We start from the raw sequence: 17,889 nt of genomic DNA, 5'->3' as shown, positions 1-17,889 counted from the left end.
GTAGCTCGTAAGCGCGCCGCCATCTTCCGCTAACCCTTCGCCGAGCAAGTGGCGTTCTTCCGCGGCAAGCTGGGCAACCTGGTGCCCACGGCGAAGTGGGACGACCTGTGGAAGAGCCAGCACGACCGCGCCTTCATGGTGGCGGGCGCAGCCAAGGCGGATTTGCTCGCAGACCTGGCCGAAGCAGTGGACAAGGCCATCGCCGAGGGCGAGACCTTGCAGGACTTCCGCAAGCGCTTCGCCGAGATCGTGGACAGGCGCGGCTGGCACGGCTGGACGGGGGAAGCTACGCGCGCCGGCCGCGCCTGGCGCACGCGCATCATCTACCAGACCAATCTGGCCACCAGCTACGCCGCCGGGCGGCTCGCGCAGCTCAAGGAGGCCGGCTTCAAGCTCTGGATCTACCGTCACTCCCGGGCCGAGCACCCGCGCCTGCAGCATCTGGCCTGGGACGGGCTGACGCTGCCTGCCGACCACCCCTTCTGGCAAACGCACTACCCGCCCAGCGGCTGGGGCTGCCGCTGCCGCGTGGTTGGCGCGGATGGGCCCAAGAGCGCGGCGCGGCTGGGCGGCAAGCCCGGCTACACCGCGCCGCCCGCCGGCTGGGACGCCATCGACCCCAAGACCGGCGAGCAGGTCGGGATCGACAAGGGCTGGGGGTACATGCCGGGGGCGACGGTGGTGGACACCGTGCGGGCGCTGGCGCGTAAGACAGTGGCGTGGCCTTACGAGCTGGCCAAGGCGTACATGGGCGGCGTGCCAGAAGACGTGCGCGATGCGCTGGCTTTAGCCGTGCGTAGCCAGCCGGAGACGGGCGAGGCCGTGCGCCGCTACGCCCAGGCCGCGCTCGCCGGGCGCAGCGTCGATCCGTACCGCACCATGGGTCTGCTCACCACTGCAGAGGCCGAGACCATCGCGGCCATGACCGGCGTGGACGCGATCCGGCGGGAAATGTATGACTGGGCGGTTGACGCTTCCACCGTGCGCAAGGTGCGCAAGGATCATGGCGACGATGCCGCCGAGGCCATGCAGGGGCAGACAGGCGTCGTTGTGGAGGACTACGCGCTTCTGCCACGCATCATCGCCGAGGCAGATCGCATCGAGTACGGCGGCATGTCCGACGTTGGGCGGCCCGTCGTGCGCGTGGTCAAACGCATTGGGGAGATGGAATACTGGGCGGTGTTTGAGGTGCGCGGCCGGCGCCGCATGCTGGCCCTGCAAACGATGTGGATACGGGGCCGTCCCCCCATCATACGCCCGTAGCGCTTCGTGGTATGAGCACGACGATGGGATGCACCCGGCCCCGCTTGCACAGTATAGCCTACCCCGCCCGCGCATCGAATCGGGCGGCTTCCTTGACCCGCGCCAACTTTTCGCGCAGCAGTCCGAAGGCGAGAGAATGAGGCCGCGCCGGATCGGCCTCGCGGGGCTGGCGTGGTGGCTCCCCTCCCCACCACGAGGGCCTTGCGGCCCCGGCGGGTCAATGTCCCCGCCAACCTTCGGTGTCCGGCGCACCTTCAGCATCTGCCGGGAGATTTTGCCGCCAGCCCTTGCAATCCAGATATAGCCTACCCCGCCTTTCCCGAAAAGCGGCAGGCGGATCGGACACTGTCGAGCTTCTCGCGCAGCAGGCGAAGAACGCGACGGCGAACGCGTCGCCGCGCGCGCGAAGGAGAGCGCATGATCCAGTCCACCGCCTGGCGTTCGGCGGCGCGGCTGGAGCGCGACCGGATGCTGCAGGCGGCGGTGGCCGCCCGCGCGGCGCAGGCGGATGCGAAGGAGTGGAAGGCGTGGGTCAAGGAGATGTGCCGTGGCGATTGAGCGCCTTCAGCGCGAGTTCGGCCAGAACAGCACGGTGCGAACGCGCTTGGCCCATCGCGCACCAAGCCCTTCGGCCACGCCCAGCACCACGCACAGCACCAGAAAGGCCGCCATCAGCACCAGCCACCATCGCGGCATGAGGAACACTGCCAGCACGGCAGCGAACGCCAGGCCGAGATAGAAGAAGTACCGCACGAAGAGCGCCAGGACGTCCGCCATGACCAGAGACCTCGAAGTCGCGCTGCGCATCACGGCCAAGGATAGCACCCAGGGGGTGCTCGGCAAGACGCGCGCCGGTCTGGAGTCGATCTCGCGTCAGCTGGAGGTGGCGCGGAACGCCTTTGTGGCGTTCCAGGGCGCACTTCAGCTCAGGGCCGGGATCGCCGGCCTGGCGGCGCTGGCCGACCAGGTGCAGCAGGTCAATGCGCGGCTCAAGCTTGCGACCAGTTCCGTTCAGGAGTTTGCCGCCGCGCAGGCACTGGCCTATCGCGTGGCGGCGCAGACGGGCGCCGGCTATGAGGCCGTCTCGACGCTCTATGCCCGCCTGGCGCAGGCGCTGGCCGATGGTCTCGGCCTGCCCCTGGGCCGGCTGCGTGAGCTCGCCGAAGCGGGCTTGCTGACAGGAGTAGCGCCCCAGGCCGGTGGGCTGGCCTACATCGAGGACGAGGCCAAGCTCTCGGCTTACGCGCCCACCGGCTGGAGCGCGTGCGCCGCCGTCTGAAACTGCCTCAAATCAGGCGCACAGATAGTCTCCAGTGCATGCAGCACGCCCAGTCCCTACCCGCCGCAGGCGATTGACGCGCGCGCGACAGGCGGCAACACTCGCCACTGGACAGCAGGAGAGACATCGCGATGGCGCTGACCCTGGGCATCACCGGCATGGAACGCCACACCGAAACCGAAGTCACGGCGGCCTTCAAGGTCGCCAACGCCGAGATCGGCGGCCTCTGGACGCTGACGGACAGCGAGCACGCCGACTACGTCATCATCGACATGGACAGCCTGTACGGGCCGATGAGCTGGCTGCGCCTGCACGCGATGGGGCGCAAGGTGATCGGCCTGACATCGGTGGACCGCCAGCAGACCGACTACCGGCTGCCGCACCCGATCAGCGCCAGCGACCTGGCGGTGCTGCTCAGCGAGATCGCCACCGACACCCCGCTGCTGACGCAAGCGGCCGTCGAGATTCCGTCCACCGCATCCGCCAGCGATGAAGTCGCGCCAGCCGCGCCGACGGTCGCGCCGCCTGCCTCCCCCGCTGCAGAGGCCTCCGAGTCCCTCGACGCCCCCGCGACGCCCGGGCCTGCGCCAACGGCTGGCCAACAGACCACGGAAACTCCCGCTCTGCCAGCAGCGCAAGCACCGCAGGCCAGGCCGCTGCGCGACTGGCTGGCCGCCGGGCGGCCGGCCTACCGGGTCCGCTTGCAGCCTCCCGAAGCGCCAGCGCTGCTGCTGGATCTGCCCAACGGCCAGTGGTACGGCCCATCCGCGCTCAAACCGCTGGCGGCGCATTTCTCGGCGCCGCTTCTGGAATCCGACTTCACCGCCCTGGATGAAGCCGCCTGGGCCGCGGAAAGTGCCCGCCTCGGCCCACCGCAACCAGTGACCCGCCTGCTGTGGCTGGGCGGCCTGCTCTCGGGCGCGCCCGTGGCGGGGCCTTACGTGCTGAAGAAGTGGCCGCAGACCGAGCGCGAATATCCGCGCCATTTCCGCATCGCCACCGTGATGATGAAAGGCCCGGCCGATGCCGACGCGATTGCCGCCGCCGCGGGGGTCTCGCGCGAGGAGGTGGTCGAGTTCATCAACGCCAACCTGGCCACCGGCTACGCTGAACCTGTACGCTCGGCGCCGCCGCCGGAGCCAGCCTCCAGCAAGCCCGCCGGGCTGTTCGGCCGCTTGCGCGGACACTGACCCGCGGCCCCTGCCGCAGCGCGCGGCTACGCGCGGTGGTAGGGATGGTTGGCCAGCATCGCGGCGGCGCGGTAGAGCTGTTCGGCAAGCACCAGCCGCACCAGCATGTGCGGCAGGGTCAGCGGCCCCAGTGACCAGGTTTCGTCGGCGCGCGCCAGCACGTCGGGCGCCTGCCCGTCCGGGCCTCCGATCACGAAAGCGAGGTCGCGCCCCAACCCGCGCCAGTGCTCCAGGCGCTGCGCGAGCTGCTCGGAGGAATGCATCCGACCGCGTCCATCCAGCGCCACCACCTGCGCATTCTTCGGCAGCGCGGCCAGCACCCGCGCGCCCTCGTCGCTGATCGCGCGCGCGGTGTCGCGCCCCTTGCCGCGGATGCCGGGCTCGATCTCCACCAGCTCCAGCGGTAGCCAGTGCGACAGTCGCTTCTGGTATTCGGCGAAGCCCTGCGCCACCCAGCCGGGCGCGCGCTCACCCACCGCGATCAGGCGGCCCTTCATGGCAACGGAATCGCGCGTGGGAACGCGCGCGCGGGGTGAAGGCGCTGCGGCATCGACTCAGGACGCCGGCTCACCCCGTTTCCCTCATTCCTGCGCCTGGGGGCTATCCACAGGCGGCTGGTCGCCCACCGACCACAGGCGCTCCAGCGCGTAGAACTCGCGCACGCGCGGCAGCATGACGTGAACCACCACGTCGCCCAGATCCACCAGTACCCATTCGGCCTCGCGCTCGCCTTCCACTCCCAGCGGGATCACGTCGAGCCGCTTGGCGAACTTGATCACTTCATCGGCGACGGCTTTCACATGCCGGGTGGAGGTGCCAGAGGCCACCACCATGAAATCAAAAACGCTGCTCTTGCCCCGGACATCGATTTCCACCACGTCCCTGGCTTTGAGTTCCTCCAGCCCGGCGTGCACGGCCTTCAGCAAGGCCTCCACGGACGGCGGTGGAGTGGGCAGGCTGGTCTTGATGACGTGGGCAGGAGTGCTCAAGGGCGATCGCTCTGGGAAGGGGTGGTCAGTATAACGGCCGGGTCGCGGTACAGCTGTAGGCGCTCGATCTCCGCCGCCACCGCCGCCGGCACCCAGTCCCGCCAGGGAGCGCCTGCACCGATCCGGCGCCGCAACTCGGTGGAAGACTCCGGGCGCAGCGGCACCAGCGGCAGCAGACACACCGCACCGGCTGGGCTTTCCGTGAGCGCAGCAGGGGGCCGCCAGCGCGGGGCGACCAGCGCCTGCACCTCCGGCGCCGCCGCCGCCAGCGCCGCCGCATCCACGGGCGCTTGCGGACGCGCGACCACCAGTAGATGCGCCAGCGTCGGCAGCTCGCGCCAGCGGTGCCAGGTATGCAGCTGGCGCAGCGAATCGGCGCCGATCAGCCATGCGATCGGCGCCTGCGGGCCGAGCTCGGCGCGCAGTTGCCGCAAGGTCTCCACGGTGTAGGACGGACCAATGCGCCGCAATTCACGCCGGTCCAGATGCAGACCCGGCTGACCGGCGATTGCCAGTTCCAGCAGATGGGCGCGCATTTCGGCGGTCGCGTGGGTGGCCGTTTTGTGCGGCGGATCGCCGGCCGGCAGCAGGAAGACCTCGGCGCCGAGGTGGTCGCGGGCGGCGCAAGCGACCGCCAGATGCCCGTTGTGCACCGGATCGAAGCTGCCACCGTAATAGACCCGCAGCATGGCGCTCACGAGGCCAGCAGGCGATGCGCCTTGGGCTCGGCCACGGCCAGCAGCAGGCGCTCCAGCTGCAGCCAGGCGTCGTGCGACTCCTGCCCGGGCCTCCCCCGGCCTTTGGCGATGCGATCCACCCGACCGGCCTCGGCCAGCAGCCACTGCCAGCGCTCCGGCGGGTGGCGGGCGAGCGCGCGCTTGTAGGTGGCCTGACGCGACTCCCAGATCCCCAGCGCCTTGCACTGGCTGGCAAAGTTGGCTGTCTGCGCCAGCGCCGCGAGGATGCCGAGCTCCCTGACCACCATCCCCATCAGCGCCGGGACCGCCTCGCCTTCCGCGCGTAGCCCAGCCAGCACGCGCGCCACCTGTGCCGGCTGCCCGTTCAATGCGGCCTCCATCAGTCGGAACACGTCGAAGCGCGCGGAATCCGCCACCAGCGCCTGCATCCGCGCGACATCGAGCCTCTCCCCACGCTCCACCAGCAGGGCCAGCTTGTCCACTTCCTGCGCCGCCGCCAGCAGGTTGCCTTCCACCCGCTGCGCCAGCAGCGCCAGCGCCTCCGGCGTCGCCTGCAGGCCGGCCCGACGCAGGCGCGCCCCCAGCCAGCCGGCCAGTTCGTGCGGCTTGACCGGCCAGGCGATGGCCACGTGCCCGACCTTGGCGATGGCCTGGCTCCACTTTCCGGCATGCGCCTTGGACCACTCGCCGGCGACGACCAGCAGGACCACGTCCGCCGGCGGCGCCTCGCAGTAGGCGGCGATGACCTTGGCGCCCTCGGCGCCGGGCTTGCCCGAAGGCAGGCGCACTTCCAGCAGGCGGCGGCTGGCGAACAGGCTGGGCGCGTGCAGGGAGGCCTGCAGCGCGTTCCAGTCGGCCTCGCGCCCGTCCATCTCGTGCACCTCGCGCTCGCCCACGCCCTGCGCGCGTGCGGTCGCGCGCACGGCATCGGCCGCCTCGAGCACCAGCAGCGGCTCGCTGCCGGCGACCAGGTAGGCCGGCCGCAGGGATTCCTTGGCCAGCTGCTCCGCCAGGCGATCGGCACTCAGCTCCATCGCGGCGCCCGCGCCTTGCTTCTCAATGCGCGCCGGCAGGCGCGGAGGCGGCATCCACCCGGCGCAGGATCGAAGCCGCCATGTCCCGCTGCAGCTCGCGCACCAGCAGCTCGCGCTCGCTGGCCTTGCCGATCGAGCCCGCCGCGGGTGCCAGGTAGTCGCGCGAGAGCTCTACCGACTGCTGCGGCACCGCCACGCTGCCATCGGCGCGGCGCAGGCTGAACACCACCGCATAGCGCAGCAGATATTCCAGCGCACGCCCGGACTGGTCGTTGCTGATCGGGGTATCCGCCCAGTTTTCCGAAATCACCTGCAGCGTGGCCACGCCCTCGCTGACGTCGGGCGTGGCCGGCTGCGCGCCGGCGCGGCGCAGGCCGTCGGCCAGCAGGTCGCCCAGCGGACTGTAGGGATCGGCGCTGATCACTCGCACCGGCCCGAGGTTGGCCGGCAAGTTGACCGCGTGACGCAGATGAAAGCCGCAGCCAGACAGCAGCGCGGCGGCGGACAGCACGAGGATGGCGAGGCGGGCGTTCATGCGGGGCAGTCTAGGCGAAAACGACCAGGGTGTCGGCGCCCTCTCCCTGCATTGGGGAGATGAGACAGACCCAAGCCAGGCACGGCCGGCAACGCGCGTTAGCGCCATCACGCTCAAACGACCAGGTTGACGATCTTGCCCGGCACCACGATCACCTTTTTGGGCGTCTGCCCGGCGATGCTCGCGGCGACCGCAGGCGCAGCCAGGGCCGCGGCCTCGATCGCCTCGCGGGTCGCATCCGGGGCGACCTCGATGGTGCCGCGCAGCTTGCCGTTGACCTGCACCGCCAGGGTCACCGAATCGCGCACCAGCGCCTGCGGATCGGCCTGCGGGAAGGGGATGTCCTCGAGCAGGGTCTCCGGGTGCCCCAGCACCTGCCACAGCGCATGACTGATGTGCGGAGTGATCGGATTGAGCAGCAGCACGATCGCCTCGAACGCCTCGTGCCGGACCGCGCGCCCCTGATCGCTCATGTCGGTGAACCTGGCGAGCGCGTTCAGCAGCTCCATCAGCGCGGCGATCGCGGTGTTGAAGCTGTGGCGGCGGCCATAGTCGTCGCCGACCTTGGCAATGGTTTCGTGCACCTGCCGGCGCATCGCTTTCTGTGCGGCATCCAGCGCGCCCGGATCGACCACCGGATGGTCGGGCTGGGCCGCGTGCGCATGCACATCGCGCCACAGCCGGCGCAGGAAGCGCGCCATCCCTTCCACGCCCGCCTCGCTCCATTCCAGCGACTGCTCCGGCGGCGCGGCGAACATCGCGAACAGGCGCACGGTGTCGGCGCCGTACTTGTCCACCAGCACCTGCGGATCGACGCCATTGTTCTTCGATTTCGACATCTTCTCGATGCCGCCGATCTGCACCGGACGCCCATCGGCAATCAGCGTGGCGCCCACGATGCGGCCGCGCTCGTCGCGCTGAAGCGCCACGTCCGCCGGATTGATCCAGTCCCTGCCGCCGTCCTCGCGCTCGCGGTAGAACGTCTCGGCCACCACCATGCCCTGCGTGAGCAGCCGGGTGGCCGGCTCGTCGCACTGCACCAGCCCCGCATCGCGCAGCAGCTTGTGATAGAAGCGGAAGTACATCAGGTGCAGGATCGCGTGTTCGATGCCGCCGATGTACTGGTCCACCGGCAGCCAGTAGTTGGCGCGCGCGTCCACCATGTCGGCGGCGCCCGGCGAGGTGTAGCGCGCGTAATACCAGCTCGACTCCATGAAGGTGTCGAAGGTATCGGTTTCGCGCTCGGCCGCGCCACCGCACTGCGGGCAGGTGGTCTTGCGCCATTCGGGGTCGGTCTTGATCGGCGAATGCACGTTGCCGGACGCAAAGGCATCGGCCACGTCCTCCGGCAGCACCACCGGCAGCTGATCCTCCGGCACTGGCACCGCGCCGCAGGTCGGACAGTAGATCACCGGGATCGGGCAGCCCCAGTAGCGCTGCCGGCTCACGCCCCAATCGCGCAGGCGAAAGTTCACGCGGCGGCGCCCCAGGCCTTCACGCTCCAGTTTCGCCGCCACTGCATCGAATGCCGCCTGGAAGTCGAGCCCGTCGAACTCGCCGGAGTTGATCAGCCAGCCATGCTCGGTATGCGCGCCCTTCTCCTCGATCCGGCGCAGGTAGTCACGCACCACTGCGACCGCGGCATCCACTTCGACCACGTCGATCGCGCCGTGCTGGCCCAGCGCCACTGCCATCGGATCGTCGTGCCCGCGCAGGTGCTGCCCGATCTCGCGCAGGGCGTCGCGGGTGGCCGCATCCACCACCACCGGCTTGACCGGCAGGCCGTAGGCCTGGGCGAACTCCCAGTCGCGCTGATCGTGCGCCGGCACCGCCATCACCGCGCCGGTGCCGTAGCCCATCAGCACGAAGTTGGCGACGTAGATCGGCAGGTCCTCGCCGGTCAGCGGATGGCGGGCCCACAGGCCGGTGGCCATCCCGCGTTTCTCCTGGGTCTCGAGTTCGGCTTCGGAGACGCCGCCTTTCTTCAGTTCGGCCAGGAACGCAGCCAGTTCTGGATTGGCTGCGGCCGCCTTCAGCGCCAGCGGGTGTTCGCCGGCGATGCTGATGAAGGTGACGCCCATCAGGGTGTCGGGGCGGGTGGTGAAGACGGTGAGCGGTTCCTCCTCGCCATCCACCCGGAACTGGATTTCCAGCCCTTCGCTGCGCCCGATCCAGTTGCGCTGCATGGTCTTGACCGACTCCGGCCAGCCTTCCAGCCCGTCCAGCTCGTCCAGCAGCTCCTGCGCGTAGTCGGTGATACGCAGGAACCACTGCGGGATCTCGCGCTTCTCCACCAGCGCGCCGGTGCGCCAGCCGCGACCATCGATCACCTGCTCGTTGGCCAGCACCGTCTGATCGACCGGGTCCCAGTTCACCACCGAATTCTTGCGGTAGGCGATGCCCTTCTTGAGCAGGCGCACGAACATGCGCTGCTCGTGCACGTAATAGTCGGGCTTGCAGGTGGCGAACTCGCGGCTCCAGTCGATCGCATAGCCCAGCGACTTCAGCTGCCTGCGCATGTGCTCGATGTTGGCGTAGGTCCACTTGGCCGGCGCAGTCTTGTGCTTGATCGCGGCGTTCTCGGCCGGCAGGCCGAACGCATCCCAGCCCATCGGCTGCAACACGTTGTAGCCGGTCATGCGCTTGTAGCGGCTGATCACGTCGCCGATGGTGTAGTTGCGCACGTGGCCCACGTGCAGCGCGCCGGACGGGTACGGCAGCATCGACAGGCAGTAGTACTTGGGCTTGTCGCCCTCCTCGCGCACCTGGAAGGCGCAGGTGCGGTCCCAGAAGGATTGGGCGGCGGATTCGACGGCGCGGGGATCGTAAACGGAAGAGTCGGACACGGCGAAGGACACGAAACAACGGGAGGGGAAGCCTACCGCAGCGCAGCATCCCCCGCCATGCATGGCAATATCCCAATCTCACCTCTCTCACCTCACCGCGGAGTCCCGACATGCGCCACCGCCTTCTGCTCGCCGCCGGCCTGCTGGCTGCCGCCGCGCCCGCCCTCGCGGCCGATGCCGTGATCGTCTGCGGCCGCCTGTTCGACAGCCGCAGCGGGGCCCTCCTCGGCCCGCATACCGTGGTGGTCCAGGGCGATCGCATCGCGGCCGTCCACCCGGGCCAGCCAACCACGGCAGAACGCGGCGACCTGATCGACCTCTCTGCCCTGACCTGCCTGCCCGGGCTGATCGACGCCCATACCCACCTGACCAGCCAGACCAGCCCGACCAGCTACAGCGACCAGTTTCGCTGGAACACCGCCGACTACGCGATCCGCTCCACCGTGTACGCCGCACGCACCCTGCAGGCCGGCTTCACCAGCGTGCGCAACCTCGGCGACGGCGATGGCGAATCGATCGCGCTGCGCAACGCAATCGAGGCCGGCGTCGTACCCGGCCCGCGCATCTTCACCGCGGGAACCGCGATCGGCAGCACCGGCGGCCATGCCGACGATACCGACGGCTACCGTAAGGACCTGCAAGGCGACCCTGGCCCGAAGCAGGGCATCATCAACGGCGTGGACGACGCCTGGAAAGCCGTGCGCCAGCATTACAAGGACGGCGCCGACCTGATCAAGATCATGCCCTCGGGTGGGGTGCTGGACGAGAGCGCCAGCGCCGACAACCCGCAGATGACGCTGGAGGAAATCAAGGCCGTGGTCGCCGCCGCGCACGACTACGGCTTCACCGTGGCCGCGCACGCGCACGGCACCGAAGCGATCCGCCGCGCGGTGCTGGGCGGGGTCGATTCGATCGAGCACGGCACCTTCATGGACGAGGCCGACATGCAGCTGATGAAGCAGCGCGGCACCTGGTACGTGCCCACCATCACCGCCGGCAAGTACGTGCAGGAGAAGGCCGAGACGCCCGGCTACTACCCGCCGCAGGTGGCGGCCAAGGCCCGGCTGGTCGGCCCGCGCATCCAGGCCACCGCCGGCAAGGCTTACCGCGCCGGCGTGCGGATCGCCTTCGGCACCGACGCGGCGGTCTATCCGCACGGACAGAACGCGCAGGAGTTCAAGTACATGGTGGAGGCCGGCATCCCCGCCGCCTACGCGCTGCAGGCCGCCACCCGCAACGCCGCCGAGCTGCTCGGTCGCAGCCAAGACCTCGGCGCGCTGGAGCCGGGCAAGTACGCCGACGTGGTCGCGGTCAAGGGCGACCCGTTGGCCGACATCACCCGCATGCAGGCAGTCGAGTTCGTGATGAAGGGCGGCACCGTGTACCGCCGCGACGGCCATCCGGTGGCGCCATGACGAACCTGGAATGGCTGGGCTACGTGGCCGCCAGCTGCACCACGCTCTCGTTCGTGCCGCAGGCGGTCAAGACCATCCGCACCCGCGAGACCCACGGCATCTCGCTGTGGATGTACGTGGTGTTCACCTTCGGCGTGGCCTGCTGGTTCGGCTACGGGCTGTTCCTGCACTCGTGGCCGATGATCGTCTCCAACCTGGTGACGTTCGCGCTGGCGGCGACGATCCTGATCCTCAAGCTGCGCTACGGCTGAACGCGCGCGCCGCCAGCAGCCACCAGCCGAACCAGGCCAGGAACGCCAGCCGCTGCGCCGGCCCCACCCAGGCCCCGATCGGCGCCAGCACCGCCAGCCACGGCACCAGCAGCGCTGCCACCGCCCCGGCGACGGCGAACCCGCGCCCGCCCGCGGCGGCCAGCGCCAGCAGCAGCGCCCCCGGCGCGAACGCGATCCACCACAGCATCCACGCCAGCGCGTGCAGCCGGTTGGCCAGCGCATCCAGCGTGCGCATGTCCAGCGGCAGCAGCCCCTGCGCGGCGAACGCCAGCGCCGATCCCTGCACCAGGGTCAGCCCGATCCGCGCCGCCCAGCCAGCCTGCGCCAGCGCCGGCCGCAGCCCTTGCGCCGCCAGCGCCAGCATCACCCCGGGCAGCACGAAGGCGCCCGCGTTGAACACCCCCGCCCCCGGCAACCCGCTGGCGCCGCGCAGCGCCACGGGATGGATTCGGTGCGAATACTCGGGCACGCCGGTCGCCGCCAGCAGCAGCGCGAGCGCGAACGACACCAGCGCCAGCCAGACCGCGGCGTGCTTGAATGAAGCCCTCATGCCCCCATCTTAAAGCGCATCTCTTCCCCTTTCCCCTGCCATGACCGACGCCACCAAACCCCACGTATTCGATGCCACCGCCGCCAACTTCGAGGAGGCGGTGATCCGCAAGTCGCTGCAGACGCCCGTGCTGGTCGATTTCTGGGCGACCTGGTGCGGGCCGTGCAAGGCCCTGGGGCCGATCCTCGAGAAGCTGGCCGCCGAGTACCACGGCGCGTTCGTGCTGGCCAAGGTGGACGTGGACAAGGAGCAGGAGCTGGCCGCCGCGTTCCAGATCCGCTCGGTGCCCACGGTCATGCTGGTGAAGGGTGGGCAGCTGGTGGACGGCTTCCCGGGCGCGCTGCCTGAAGGCCAGCTGCGTGAGTTCCTCAAGCACCACGGGATCGAGCCGGCCGCACCCCCCGCGGAGGACGCCGCAGCCAGCGCCGCTCCGCTGGACCCGCATGCGGAGGTGATGCGCCTGCGCAAGGCGATCGCCAACGCTCCCGACGATGCCGGGCTCAAGCTCGACCTGGCGCTGGCGCTGCTGCAGACCGGCGCCGTCGCCGAGGCCGAGCAGCTGCTGGACGCCCTGCCCGCCAACCTCGCCACCGATGATCGCGCGGTCAAGGCGCGCGCCCGCCTGGGCTTTGCCGCCCTGCTCAAGGACGCGCCGCCGGCCAGCGTGCTGGAGGCGGCGATCGCCGCCAATCCGGACGACCTGCGCGCGCGCCACCTGCTCGGCGTGCACCGGCTGCTGGAAGGCGATGCCGAAGGCGGCCTGACCCAGTTCATGGAGATGCTGCGCCGCGACCGCCACTTCGACGAGGGCCTCGCGCGCAGGAGCCTGATCGACGCCTTCCGCATCCTCGACGACGAGGACCTGGTCGGCCGCTACCGGCGCCAGATGTCGGCCCTGCTGCTGGCCTGAGCCATGCGCGCAGGCGTCCTGCGCCACGGGCTGAACCTGTGGCCGCCGTTCCTGTTCGCCGGCATCCACGTCACCGCGCTGTCGTCCGACTACCGGCATGCGCGGGTGGAGCTGCGCATGCGCCCGTGGAACCGCAACTATGTCGGCACCCACTTCGGCGGCAGCCTGTTCGCGATGACCGACCCGTTCTGGATGCTGCTGGTGCTGCACCACCTCGGGCGCGAGCACCTGGTCTGGGACAAGGCCGGCGAGATCGAGTTCGTCCGCCCCGGGCGCGGCACCGTGCATACCGAGTTCCATCTGGATGCGAGCGTGCTGGCGACACTGCGCGCCGAGGCGGCCTCCGGCGGCAAGGTGCTGCGCTGGTTCGAGAACGACATCCGCGACCGCGACGGCCAGCTGGTCGCACGGGTGCGCAAGCAGCTGTACGTTCGCCGCAAGCCTGGACGCTGACGCCCCGCGATTCCAACCGCATTCCAACCGCATTCCAAGCGCCCTCGCGATCGTCGTATCCTCACCGCAGGGGTCAAATGCGATGAGGAACGGCGTGACGGAGAAGGGGTTTCCGGAAATCGACGGCTACCGCATCCTGCGGGTGATCGGCCACGGCGGCATGTCCACCGTGTACCTGGCCGAGCAACGCTCGCTGGAGCGCAAGGTAGCGCTGAAGGTGATGCTGGCCGAGGTGCTGACCGACGAGGTCAGCCGCGCGCGCTTCGAGAACGAGGCGCGCATCATCGCGCGGCTGGAGCATCCCAACATCGTCGGCATCTACGAGGTCGGCCGCACCCGCGACGGCCTGCCGTTCTATGCGATGCCCTATCTCTCGCACGGGCATCTGGGGCAGCGCAGGCTGGCCGGCGATCAGCCCAAGGTGGCGTCGATCCTGCGCAGCCTGCTGCAGGCGCTGGATTACGCGCACGTGCGTGGGGTGGTGCATCGCGACGTCAAGGCCGAGAACGTGCTGTTCGACGACAGCGACCGCCCGCTGCTGGCGGATTTCGGCATCGCCCTGCGGCGCGGCAGTAACCCGCGCCTGACCACCGCCGGGCTGGCCGTCGGCAGCACCGCCTACATGCCGCCGGAACAGGCGCGCGGGCAGGACGTGGACCGCCGCGCCGATATCTACAGCATCGGCGTGCTGACCTGGGAAATGCTGGTCGGGCGCCTGCCCTACGCCGCCGGCGACGCCCTCACCATGGCCCTCAAGCACGTACAGGAACCGGTGCCGCGCCTGCCGTCCCCGCTCCGCCACTGGCAGGGCTTCATCGACCGCGCGATGGCCAAGCAGCCAGGCGACCGCTTTGCCAGCGCGCACGAAATGCTGGCGGCGCTGGAGGAGCTGGAACGCCGCGCTGGCAAGGCCTTCGGCGTGGTCGAACTCCCGCCCGAGGTCGCGCATACGGCTGACAGCGCGCCCGCGCGCGCGCGCTGGCGCCTGCCCGTCCTGGCGGGCGCGGCAGCCGCCGGACTGGCGGCGCTGGGCTATGCCGCCTATCTGCGGTACGCGCCGCCGCCAGCGCCCGCGCCTGCGGCCGCCTCCGCCACCCCAGTGCAAGCGCCGCCCGCGAGCGCCACGCCCGCCGCTGCGCCTGCCGCCGCAGCGCCCGCCGCGACGGCGACCGCGCCGACAGAGGACGCGCAGGCGCTGGGGCTGCGCGCCGTGCTGGCCAACGCCGAGCAGCAACTGCGCGCCGGCCAGCTGCTGGCCCCGGCCAATGCCAATGCCTGGTCCAGCCTGGAAGGCGCTTGGCTGATCTCGCCCACCGATCCGGAAACCCTGCGGCTGACCGCGCTGCTGTTCGATGCGCTGAGCCTGAACGCCGAACGCGCGCTGCGACAGGGCGATGTCGCCACCGCCAGGCTCGCCTACCAACGCGCGGTGACCCTCGACAAGCGCCGCGGCGGCACCGGCGAGGCGGTTGCCAAGCTGCAGCAGCGCATGGGCGCGGCGCTGGACGATCGCATCACTCTGCTGCTGGCCAAACCCGCCACCCGCGGCGAGGCCAGCCGCCTGTACGCCGCCGCCACGCCCTGGCTGCAGCTGGAGCCGGCGCGGGCGCGCAGCCTGCAGACCCGGCTGCGGGCGCTGGCCGGCAACGACCGCAATGCGGAGGACGAGCGCAACACGGCCGCCGCGGCCGCGCCTGCGCAGGAAACGACGGGCGAAACCGAACTGATCACCGTCAGCCGCGCCGATTACGCTCGCTTCGCCCGCGCCACCGGACGCGAGGCCGCCGAATGCGGGCGCGGCTTCCTCGGCCGCAAGCTGCGCTGGGACAATCTGCTCGGCGGCGAGCGCCGGCCGGTGGCCTGCGTCTCTGCCGCCGACGCGCTGGCCTACGCCGCCTGGCTAGGATCGCAGGACGGGCACCGCTACCGCCTGCCGAGCGCGGGCGAACTGCAGGGCCAGCCCACGACCCCGGCCAGCTGGGTTTCGCTATGCGCCGATCACGCCTGCAGCCAGCGCATGGTCAGCGGCAAGCCGCAGCCGCTGGACGCCAGCCGCGGCTATGACGACGTCGGCATCCGTCTGGTGCGCAGCCGCTGACGTCGCTCAGCGCAGCCGGAAGCGCGCCACCTGCTGCATCAGCCCATCGGCCTGCTGCGCCAGGGTCTGCGCCGCCGCCGAGGCCTCCTCGACCAGGGCGGCGTTCTGCTGAGTGCCCTCATCCATCTGGGTGATGGCCTGGTTGACCTGCTCGATACCGCTGCTCTGCTCGCGCGAGGCGGCGGCGATCTCGGCGATGATCTCGCTGACCCGCCGCACCGAGGCCACGACCTCCTGCATCGTGCTGCCGGCCTGATGCACCAGGCGCGCGCCGTCGGCCACGTTGCCCACCGAATCCTCGATCAGCTGCTTGATCTCCTTGGCCGCGCCCGCGCTGCGCTGCGCGAGCGCGCGCACCTCGGCGGCCACCACCGCAAAACCGCGGCCCTGCTCGCCGGCGCGTGCGGCCTCGACCGCCGCGTTCAGCGCCAGGATGTTGGTCTGGAAGGCGATGCCATCGATCACGCCGATGATGTCCGCGATCCGGCGCGAGGAGGTTTCGATGGCCTGCATGGTGCTCACTACCTGTTCGACCACCTGGCCGCCCTGGGTGGCGACGCCGGCCGCGCCCTGCGCCAGTTGGTCGGCCTGCTGCGCGTTGTCGGCATTCTGTTTGACGGTGGAGGTGAGCTCTTCCATCGAGGAGGCGGTTTCCTCCAGCGCGGCCGCCTGCTGCTCGGTGCGCGCCGACAGGTCGGAGTTCCCCGAGGCGATTTCGCCGGCCGCCGCCTGGATGGACGCCGCCGCGTCCTGGATCTCGGCGACCATCGCCCCCAGTCGCGCCACCGTCTGGTTGGCGCTCTCCGCCATGCGCCCGAACGCGCCCTGCAGCTGCCGCTGCACCTGGCGGGTGAGGTCGCCCTCCGCCAACGCCTGCAGCACCTGCTCCACTGCCTCCACCGCCTGCGCGATGCCGTCCAGCATCGCGTTCAGCTTGCGCGCCAGATCGCGCTGGAAGCCTTGCTTGCCCTCCTCCGCGATGCGGCCGTGCAGCTCGCCGCGCACCGCCGCTTCCACCACCTGCGCGACCTCGCGCTCGATCGCCAGCTCCGCGGTGCGGTCCTTCCACTCGAACACATGGCCCAGCGTGCGGCCCTCCTCGTCACGCACGGGCGTGATGGTCAGATCGAAGGTGTAGGGCCCCAGTACGAGGGTTTCGGTCTGCGGGCGCTTCAGGGTCGGCAGCAGGCGCTGCCAGTGCGCCGGGTCGGGATGGAACTCGCTGACCGCGCGGCCCATCACTTCACCGGAAGCAAAGCCCGGCAGTGTCGCCAGCTGCGGGGCGATCGCGGCGAAACGCTCGCGCAGGGCGCGGTTGGCGAACACCACCGTGCCTTCGGCATCGGTGACCAGCACGCTGGCGGCCGCCGCCTCCAGCGCCTCGGCGACCCGCTGGGTGCGATCACGCTCGTGCGCCATGCCGTGGATGTGAAAGCCCTGCCGGATCTGCATCTCCTTGATGCCCTGCAGGACGCGGCCGATCTCGTCGCTGCGGGAAATGTCGATCTCGCCGCTGAAATCATCGCCGGCGATCGCGCGCAGCGCCGCGCGCGCCGCCGCAGTGCGGCCGACCAGGTCGCGCGCCAGCCACCACGCCGAGTAGGCCATGAAGGCGGCGCCTGCCGCGATGAGCCACCACGCCAGCGCGCCCCCTCCCGCCAGCAGCGCCAGCGCCGCCAGCGCCGGCCCGAACAGGGCCAGCAGGAACAGGCGGGTGGTGAGGGTCAGCTTCCACAGCGGATTCCAGCGCTCCCAGACCGGCACCTGCACCAGCTCGCCGTTGCGAATCGCCGCGTGCCGGAGCCGGCCCGCCTTGAGCGCGGCATAGTCGCGCTCGGCGCGGGCGATCTGCTCGCGACTGGCCTTGCGCCGCACCGACATGTAGCCGGTCACCTCGCCTGCGGCGTCGCGCATCGGGGTGACGTGGGCGCGCACCCAGTAGTGGTCGCCATTCTTGCAGCGGTTCTTGACCATGCCCACCCACGGCCGCCCCTTCTTCAGGCAGGCCCAGAGGTCGGCAAAGGCCTCCGGCGGCATGTCCGGATGACGGATGATGTTGTGCGGCTGACCGATCAGCTCGGCCTCGGTATAGCCGCTGATCTCGCAGAAATAGGGGTTGACGTAGGTAATGACGCCGCGCAGGTCGGTGCGCGAGACGATCAGCTCCCCGTCGCGAAACGGCACTTCGCGCCCGGTGACCGGGCGCTGGCGCAGCGCTTCGCGCGGCAGCGAGCGCGCGGCGGAGGATGGCAGCGGGGCGGCTTCCGGCACGGCAGGCATGAGGCTCTCCTCGAGATTTTCCAGGACTGGACGCCACCGGGTTATCGGCACCCAGGCCCCACACTTGAGCCGGCAAG

Annotated in this window: 18 protein-coding genes; 9 read left to right on the top strand and 9 right to left on the bottom strand. The window is 70.4% G+C overall.

All coding sequences use genetic code 11. The features are described 5' to 3' along the window. Positions 1–48 precede the first annotated feature (48 nt). On the top strand, positions 49–1,263 hold the full coding sequence (locus ML342_RS05360; protein ID WP_240125951.1) for a phage minor head protein: 1,215 nt from the start codon (positions 49–51) through the stop codon (positions 1,261–1,263). 417 nt (positions 1,264–1,680) lie between these two features. Beyond that, the gene (locus ML342_RS05355) at positions 1,681–1,821 is read left to right on the top strand and encodes a hypothetical protein (protein ID WP_240125949.1); all 141 of its coding nucleotides are present in this window, start codon (positions 1,681–1,683) and stop codon (positions 1,819–1,821) included. Between the two features lie 6 nt (positions 1,822–1,827). Here the strand turns inward: ML342_RS05355 and ML342_RS05350 are convergent, their stop codons facing one another. Beyond that, positions 1,828–2,040, bottom strand: a complete 213-nt coding sequence (locus ML342_RS05350) for a hypothetical protein (RefSeq protein WP_240125947.1) — start codon at positions 2,038–2,040, stop codon at positions 1,828–1,830. Between ML342_RS05350 and ML342_RS05345 the strand changes: the two genes are divergently transcribed. Beyond that, positions 2,039–2,542: a hypothetical protein gene (locus ML342_RS05345; RefSeq protein ID WP_240125946.1), complete on the top strand. Its 504-nt coding sequence runs from the start codon at positions 2,039–2,041 to the stop codon at positions 2,540–2,542. The two genes, ML342_RS05350 and ML342_RS05345, sit on opposite strands and share 2 nt — an antisense overlap. Before the next feature lie 131 nt (positions 2,543–2,673). After that, the gene (locus tag ML342_RS05340) at positions 2,674–3,732 is read left to right on the top strand and encodes a hypothetical protein (RefSeq protein ID WP_240125944.1); all 1,059 of its coding nucleotides are present in this window, start codon (positions 2,674–2,676) and stop codon (positions 3,730–3,732) included. A gap of 26 nt (positions 3,733–3,758) precedes the next feature. On the opposite strand, the gene rlmH is transcribed toward ML342_RS05340, so the two are convergent. From rlmH to leuS, 6 genes are all read right to left on the bottom strand, one after another. Next, the gene (rlmH, locus tag ML342_RS05335; protein WP_240125943.1) at positions 3,759–4,229 is read right to left on the bottom strand and encodes a 23S rRNA (pseudouridine(1915)-N(3))-methyltransferase RlmH; all 471 of its coding nucleotides are present in this window, start codon (positions 4,227–4,229) and stop codon (positions 3,759–3,761) included. A gap of 84 nt (positions 4,230–4,313) precedes the next feature. After that, positions 4,314–4,721, bottom strand: a complete 408-nt coding sequence (gene rsfS / locus ML342_RS05330) for a ribosome silencing factor (RefSeq protein ID WP_240125941.1) — start codon at positions 4,719–4,721, stop codon at positions 4,314–4,316. Beyond that, the gene (nadD, locus tag ML342_RS05325; protein ID WP_240126292.1) at positions 4,718–5,410 is read right to left on the bottom strand and encodes a nicotinate-nucleotide adenylyltransferase; all 693 of its coding nucleotides are present in this window, start codon (positions 5,408–5,410) and stop codon (positions 4,718–4,720) included. The genes rsfS and nadD overlap by 4 nt, the downstream gene beginning before the upstream one ends. 5 nt (positions 5,411–5,415) lie before the next feature. Beyond that, entirely contained in the window at positions 5,416–6,453 is a 1,038-nt protein-coding gene (gene holA, locus ML342_RS05320; protein ID WP_240126291.1) for a DNA polymerase III subunit delta, read from the bottom strand. A 22-nt stretch (positions 6,454–6,475) separates the two neighbouring features. Continuing rightward, positions 6,476–6,988, bottom strand: a complete 513-nt coding sequence (locus tag ML342_RS05315) for an LPS-assembly lipoprotein LptE (protein WP_240125940.1) — start codon at positions 6,986–6,988, stop codon at positions 6,476–6,478. 113 nt (positions 6,989–7,101) lie between these two features. Next, on the bottom strand, positions 7,102–9,834 hold the full coding sequence (gene leuS, locus ML342_RS05310) for a leucine--tRNA ligase (protein ID WP_439655163.1): 2,733 nt from the start codon (positions 9,832–9,834) through the stop codon (positions 7,102–7,104). Positions 9,835–9,944: 110 nt separating this feature from the next. Here leuS and ML342_RS05305 point away from each other — a divergent pair, with 110 nt between their 5' ends. Next, the gene (locus tag ML342_RS05305; RefSeq protein WP_240125936.1) at positions 9,945–11,249 is read left to right on the top strand and encodes a metal-dependent hydrolase family protein; all 1,305 of its coding nucleotides are present in this window, start codon (positions 9,945–9,947) and stop codon (positions 11,247–11,249) included. After that, positions 11,246–11,500, top strand: coding sequence for a SemiSWEET transporter (locus ML342_RS05300; protein ID WP_240125935.1), 255 nt, complete (start codon positions 11,246–11,248; stop codon positions 11,498–11,500). Before ML342_RS05305 ends, ML342_RS05300 begins: the two co-directional genes overlap by 4 nt. On the opposite strand, the gene ML342_RS05295 is transcribed toward ML342_RS05300, so the two are convergent. Beyond that, positions 11,481–12,071, bottom strand: coding sequence for a DUF998 domain-containing protein (locus ML342_RS05295; RefSeq protein ID WP_240125933.1), 591 nt, complete (start codon positions 12,069–12,071; stop codon positions 11,481–11,483). The genes ML342_RS05300 and ML342_RS05295 overlap by 20 nt on opposite strands. A gap of 40 nt (positions 12,072–12,111) precedes the next feature. Between ML342_RS05295 and trxA the strand changes: the two genes are divergently transcribed. From trxA to ML342_RS05280, 3 genes are all read left to right on the top strand, one after another. Then, a complete protein-coding gene (gene trxA, locus ML342_RS05290) occupies positions 12,112–12,981 on the top strand; it encodes a thioredoxin (RefSeq protein WP_240125932.1) in 870 nt (289 codons plus the stop codon). 3 nt (positions 12,982–12,984) lie between these two features. Continuing rightward, positions 12,985–13,434, top strand: coding sequence for a DUF4442 domain-containing protein (locus ML342_RS05285; RefSeq protein ID WP_240125930.1), 450 nt, complete (start codon positions 12,985–12,987; stop codon positions 13,432–13,434). A gap of 94 nt (positions 13,435–13,528) precedes the next feature. Continuing rightward, entirely contained in the window at positions 13,529–15,532 is a 2,004-nt protein-coding gene (locus tag ML342_RS05280) for a serine/threonine-protein kinase (RefSeq protein ID WP_240125928.1), read from the top strand. A gap of 6 nt (positions 15,533–15,538) precedes the next feature. On the opposite strand, the gene ML342_RS11885 is transcribed toward ML342_RS05280, so the two are convergent. Then, positions 15,539–17,812, bottom strand: coding sequence for a methyl-accepting chemotaxis protein (locus tag ML342_RS11885; RefSeq protein WP_275672394.1), 2,274 nt, complete (start codon positions 17,810–17,812; stop codon positions 15,539–15,541). Positions 17,813–17,889: the final 77 nt, after the last annotated feature.

The sequence above is a fragment of the Thermomonas alba genome (genome assembly GCF_022419205.1).
In the GTDB taxonomy this organism is placed as follows: domain Bacteria; phylum Pseudomonadota; class Gammaproteobacteria; order Xanthomonadales; family Xanthomonadaceae; genus Thermomonas; species Thermomonas alba.
This window is presented reverse-complemented; position numbering and strand designations above follow the sequence as displayed.

What these genes read in the sequence shown, in the direction of transcription:
- ML342_RS05355 (WP_240125949.1), top strand. Translation starts at nt 1,681, where the DNA reads ATGATCCAGTCCACCGCCTGGCGTTCGGCGGCGCGGCTGGAGCGCGAC.
- ML342_RS05345 (WP_240125946.1), top strand. Translation starts at nt 2,039, where the DNA reads ATGACCAGAGACCTCGAAGTCGCGCTGCGCATCACGGCCAAGGATAGC.
- ML342_RS05350 (WP_240125947.1), bottom strand. Translation starts at nt 2,040, where the DNA reads ATGGCGGACGTCCTGGCGCTCTTCGTGCGGTACTTCTTCTATCTCGGC.
- ML342_RS05340 (WP_240125944.1), top strand. Translation starts at nt 2,674, where the DNA reads ATGGCGCTGACCCTGGGCATCACCGGCATGGAACGCCACACCGAAACC.
- rlmH (WP_240125943.1), bottom strand. Translation starts at nt 4,229, where the DNA reads ATGAAGGGCCGCCTGATCGCGGTGGGTGAGCGCGCGCCCGGCTGGGTG.
- nadD (WP_240126292.1), bottom strand. Translation starts at nt 5,410, where the DNA reads ATGCTGCGGGTCTATTACGGTGGCAGCTTCGATCCGGTGCACAACGGG.
- holA (WP_240126291.1), bottom strand. Translation starts at nt 6,453, where the DNA reads ATGGAGCTGAGTGCCGATCGCCTGGCGGAGCAGCTGGCCAAGGAATCC.
- ML342_RS05315 (WP_240125940.1), bottom strand. Translation starts at nt 6,988, where the DNA reads ATGAACGCCCGCCTCGCCATCCTCGTGCTGTCCGCCGCCGCGCTGCTG.
- ML342_RS05305 (WP_240125936.1), top strand. Translation starts at nt 9,945, where the DNA reads ATGCGCCACCGCCTTCTGCTCGCCGCCGGCCTGCTGGCTGCCGCCGCG.
- ML342_RS05300 (WP_240125935.1), top strand. Translation starts at nt 11,246, where the DNA reads ATGACGAACCTGGAATGGCTGGGCTACGTGGCCGCCAGCTGCACCACG.
- ML342_RS05295 (WP_240125933.1), bottom strand. Translation starts at nt 12,071, where the DNA reads ATGAGGGCTTCATTCAAGCACGCCGCGGTCTGGCTGGCGCTGGTGTCG.
- trxA (WP_240125932.1), top strand. Translation starts at nt 12,112, where the DNA reads ATGACCGACGCCACCAAACCCCACGTATTCGATGCCACCGCCGCCAAC.
- ML342_RS05285 (WP_240125930.1), top strand. Translation starts at nt 12,985, where the DNA reads ATGCGCGCAGGCGTCCTGCGCCACGGGCTGAACCTGTGGCCGCCGTTC.
- ML342_RS11885 (WP_275672394.1), bottom strand. Translation starts at nt 17,812, where the DNA reads ATGCCTGCCGTGCCGGAAGCCGCCCCGCTGCCATCCTCCGCCGCGCGC.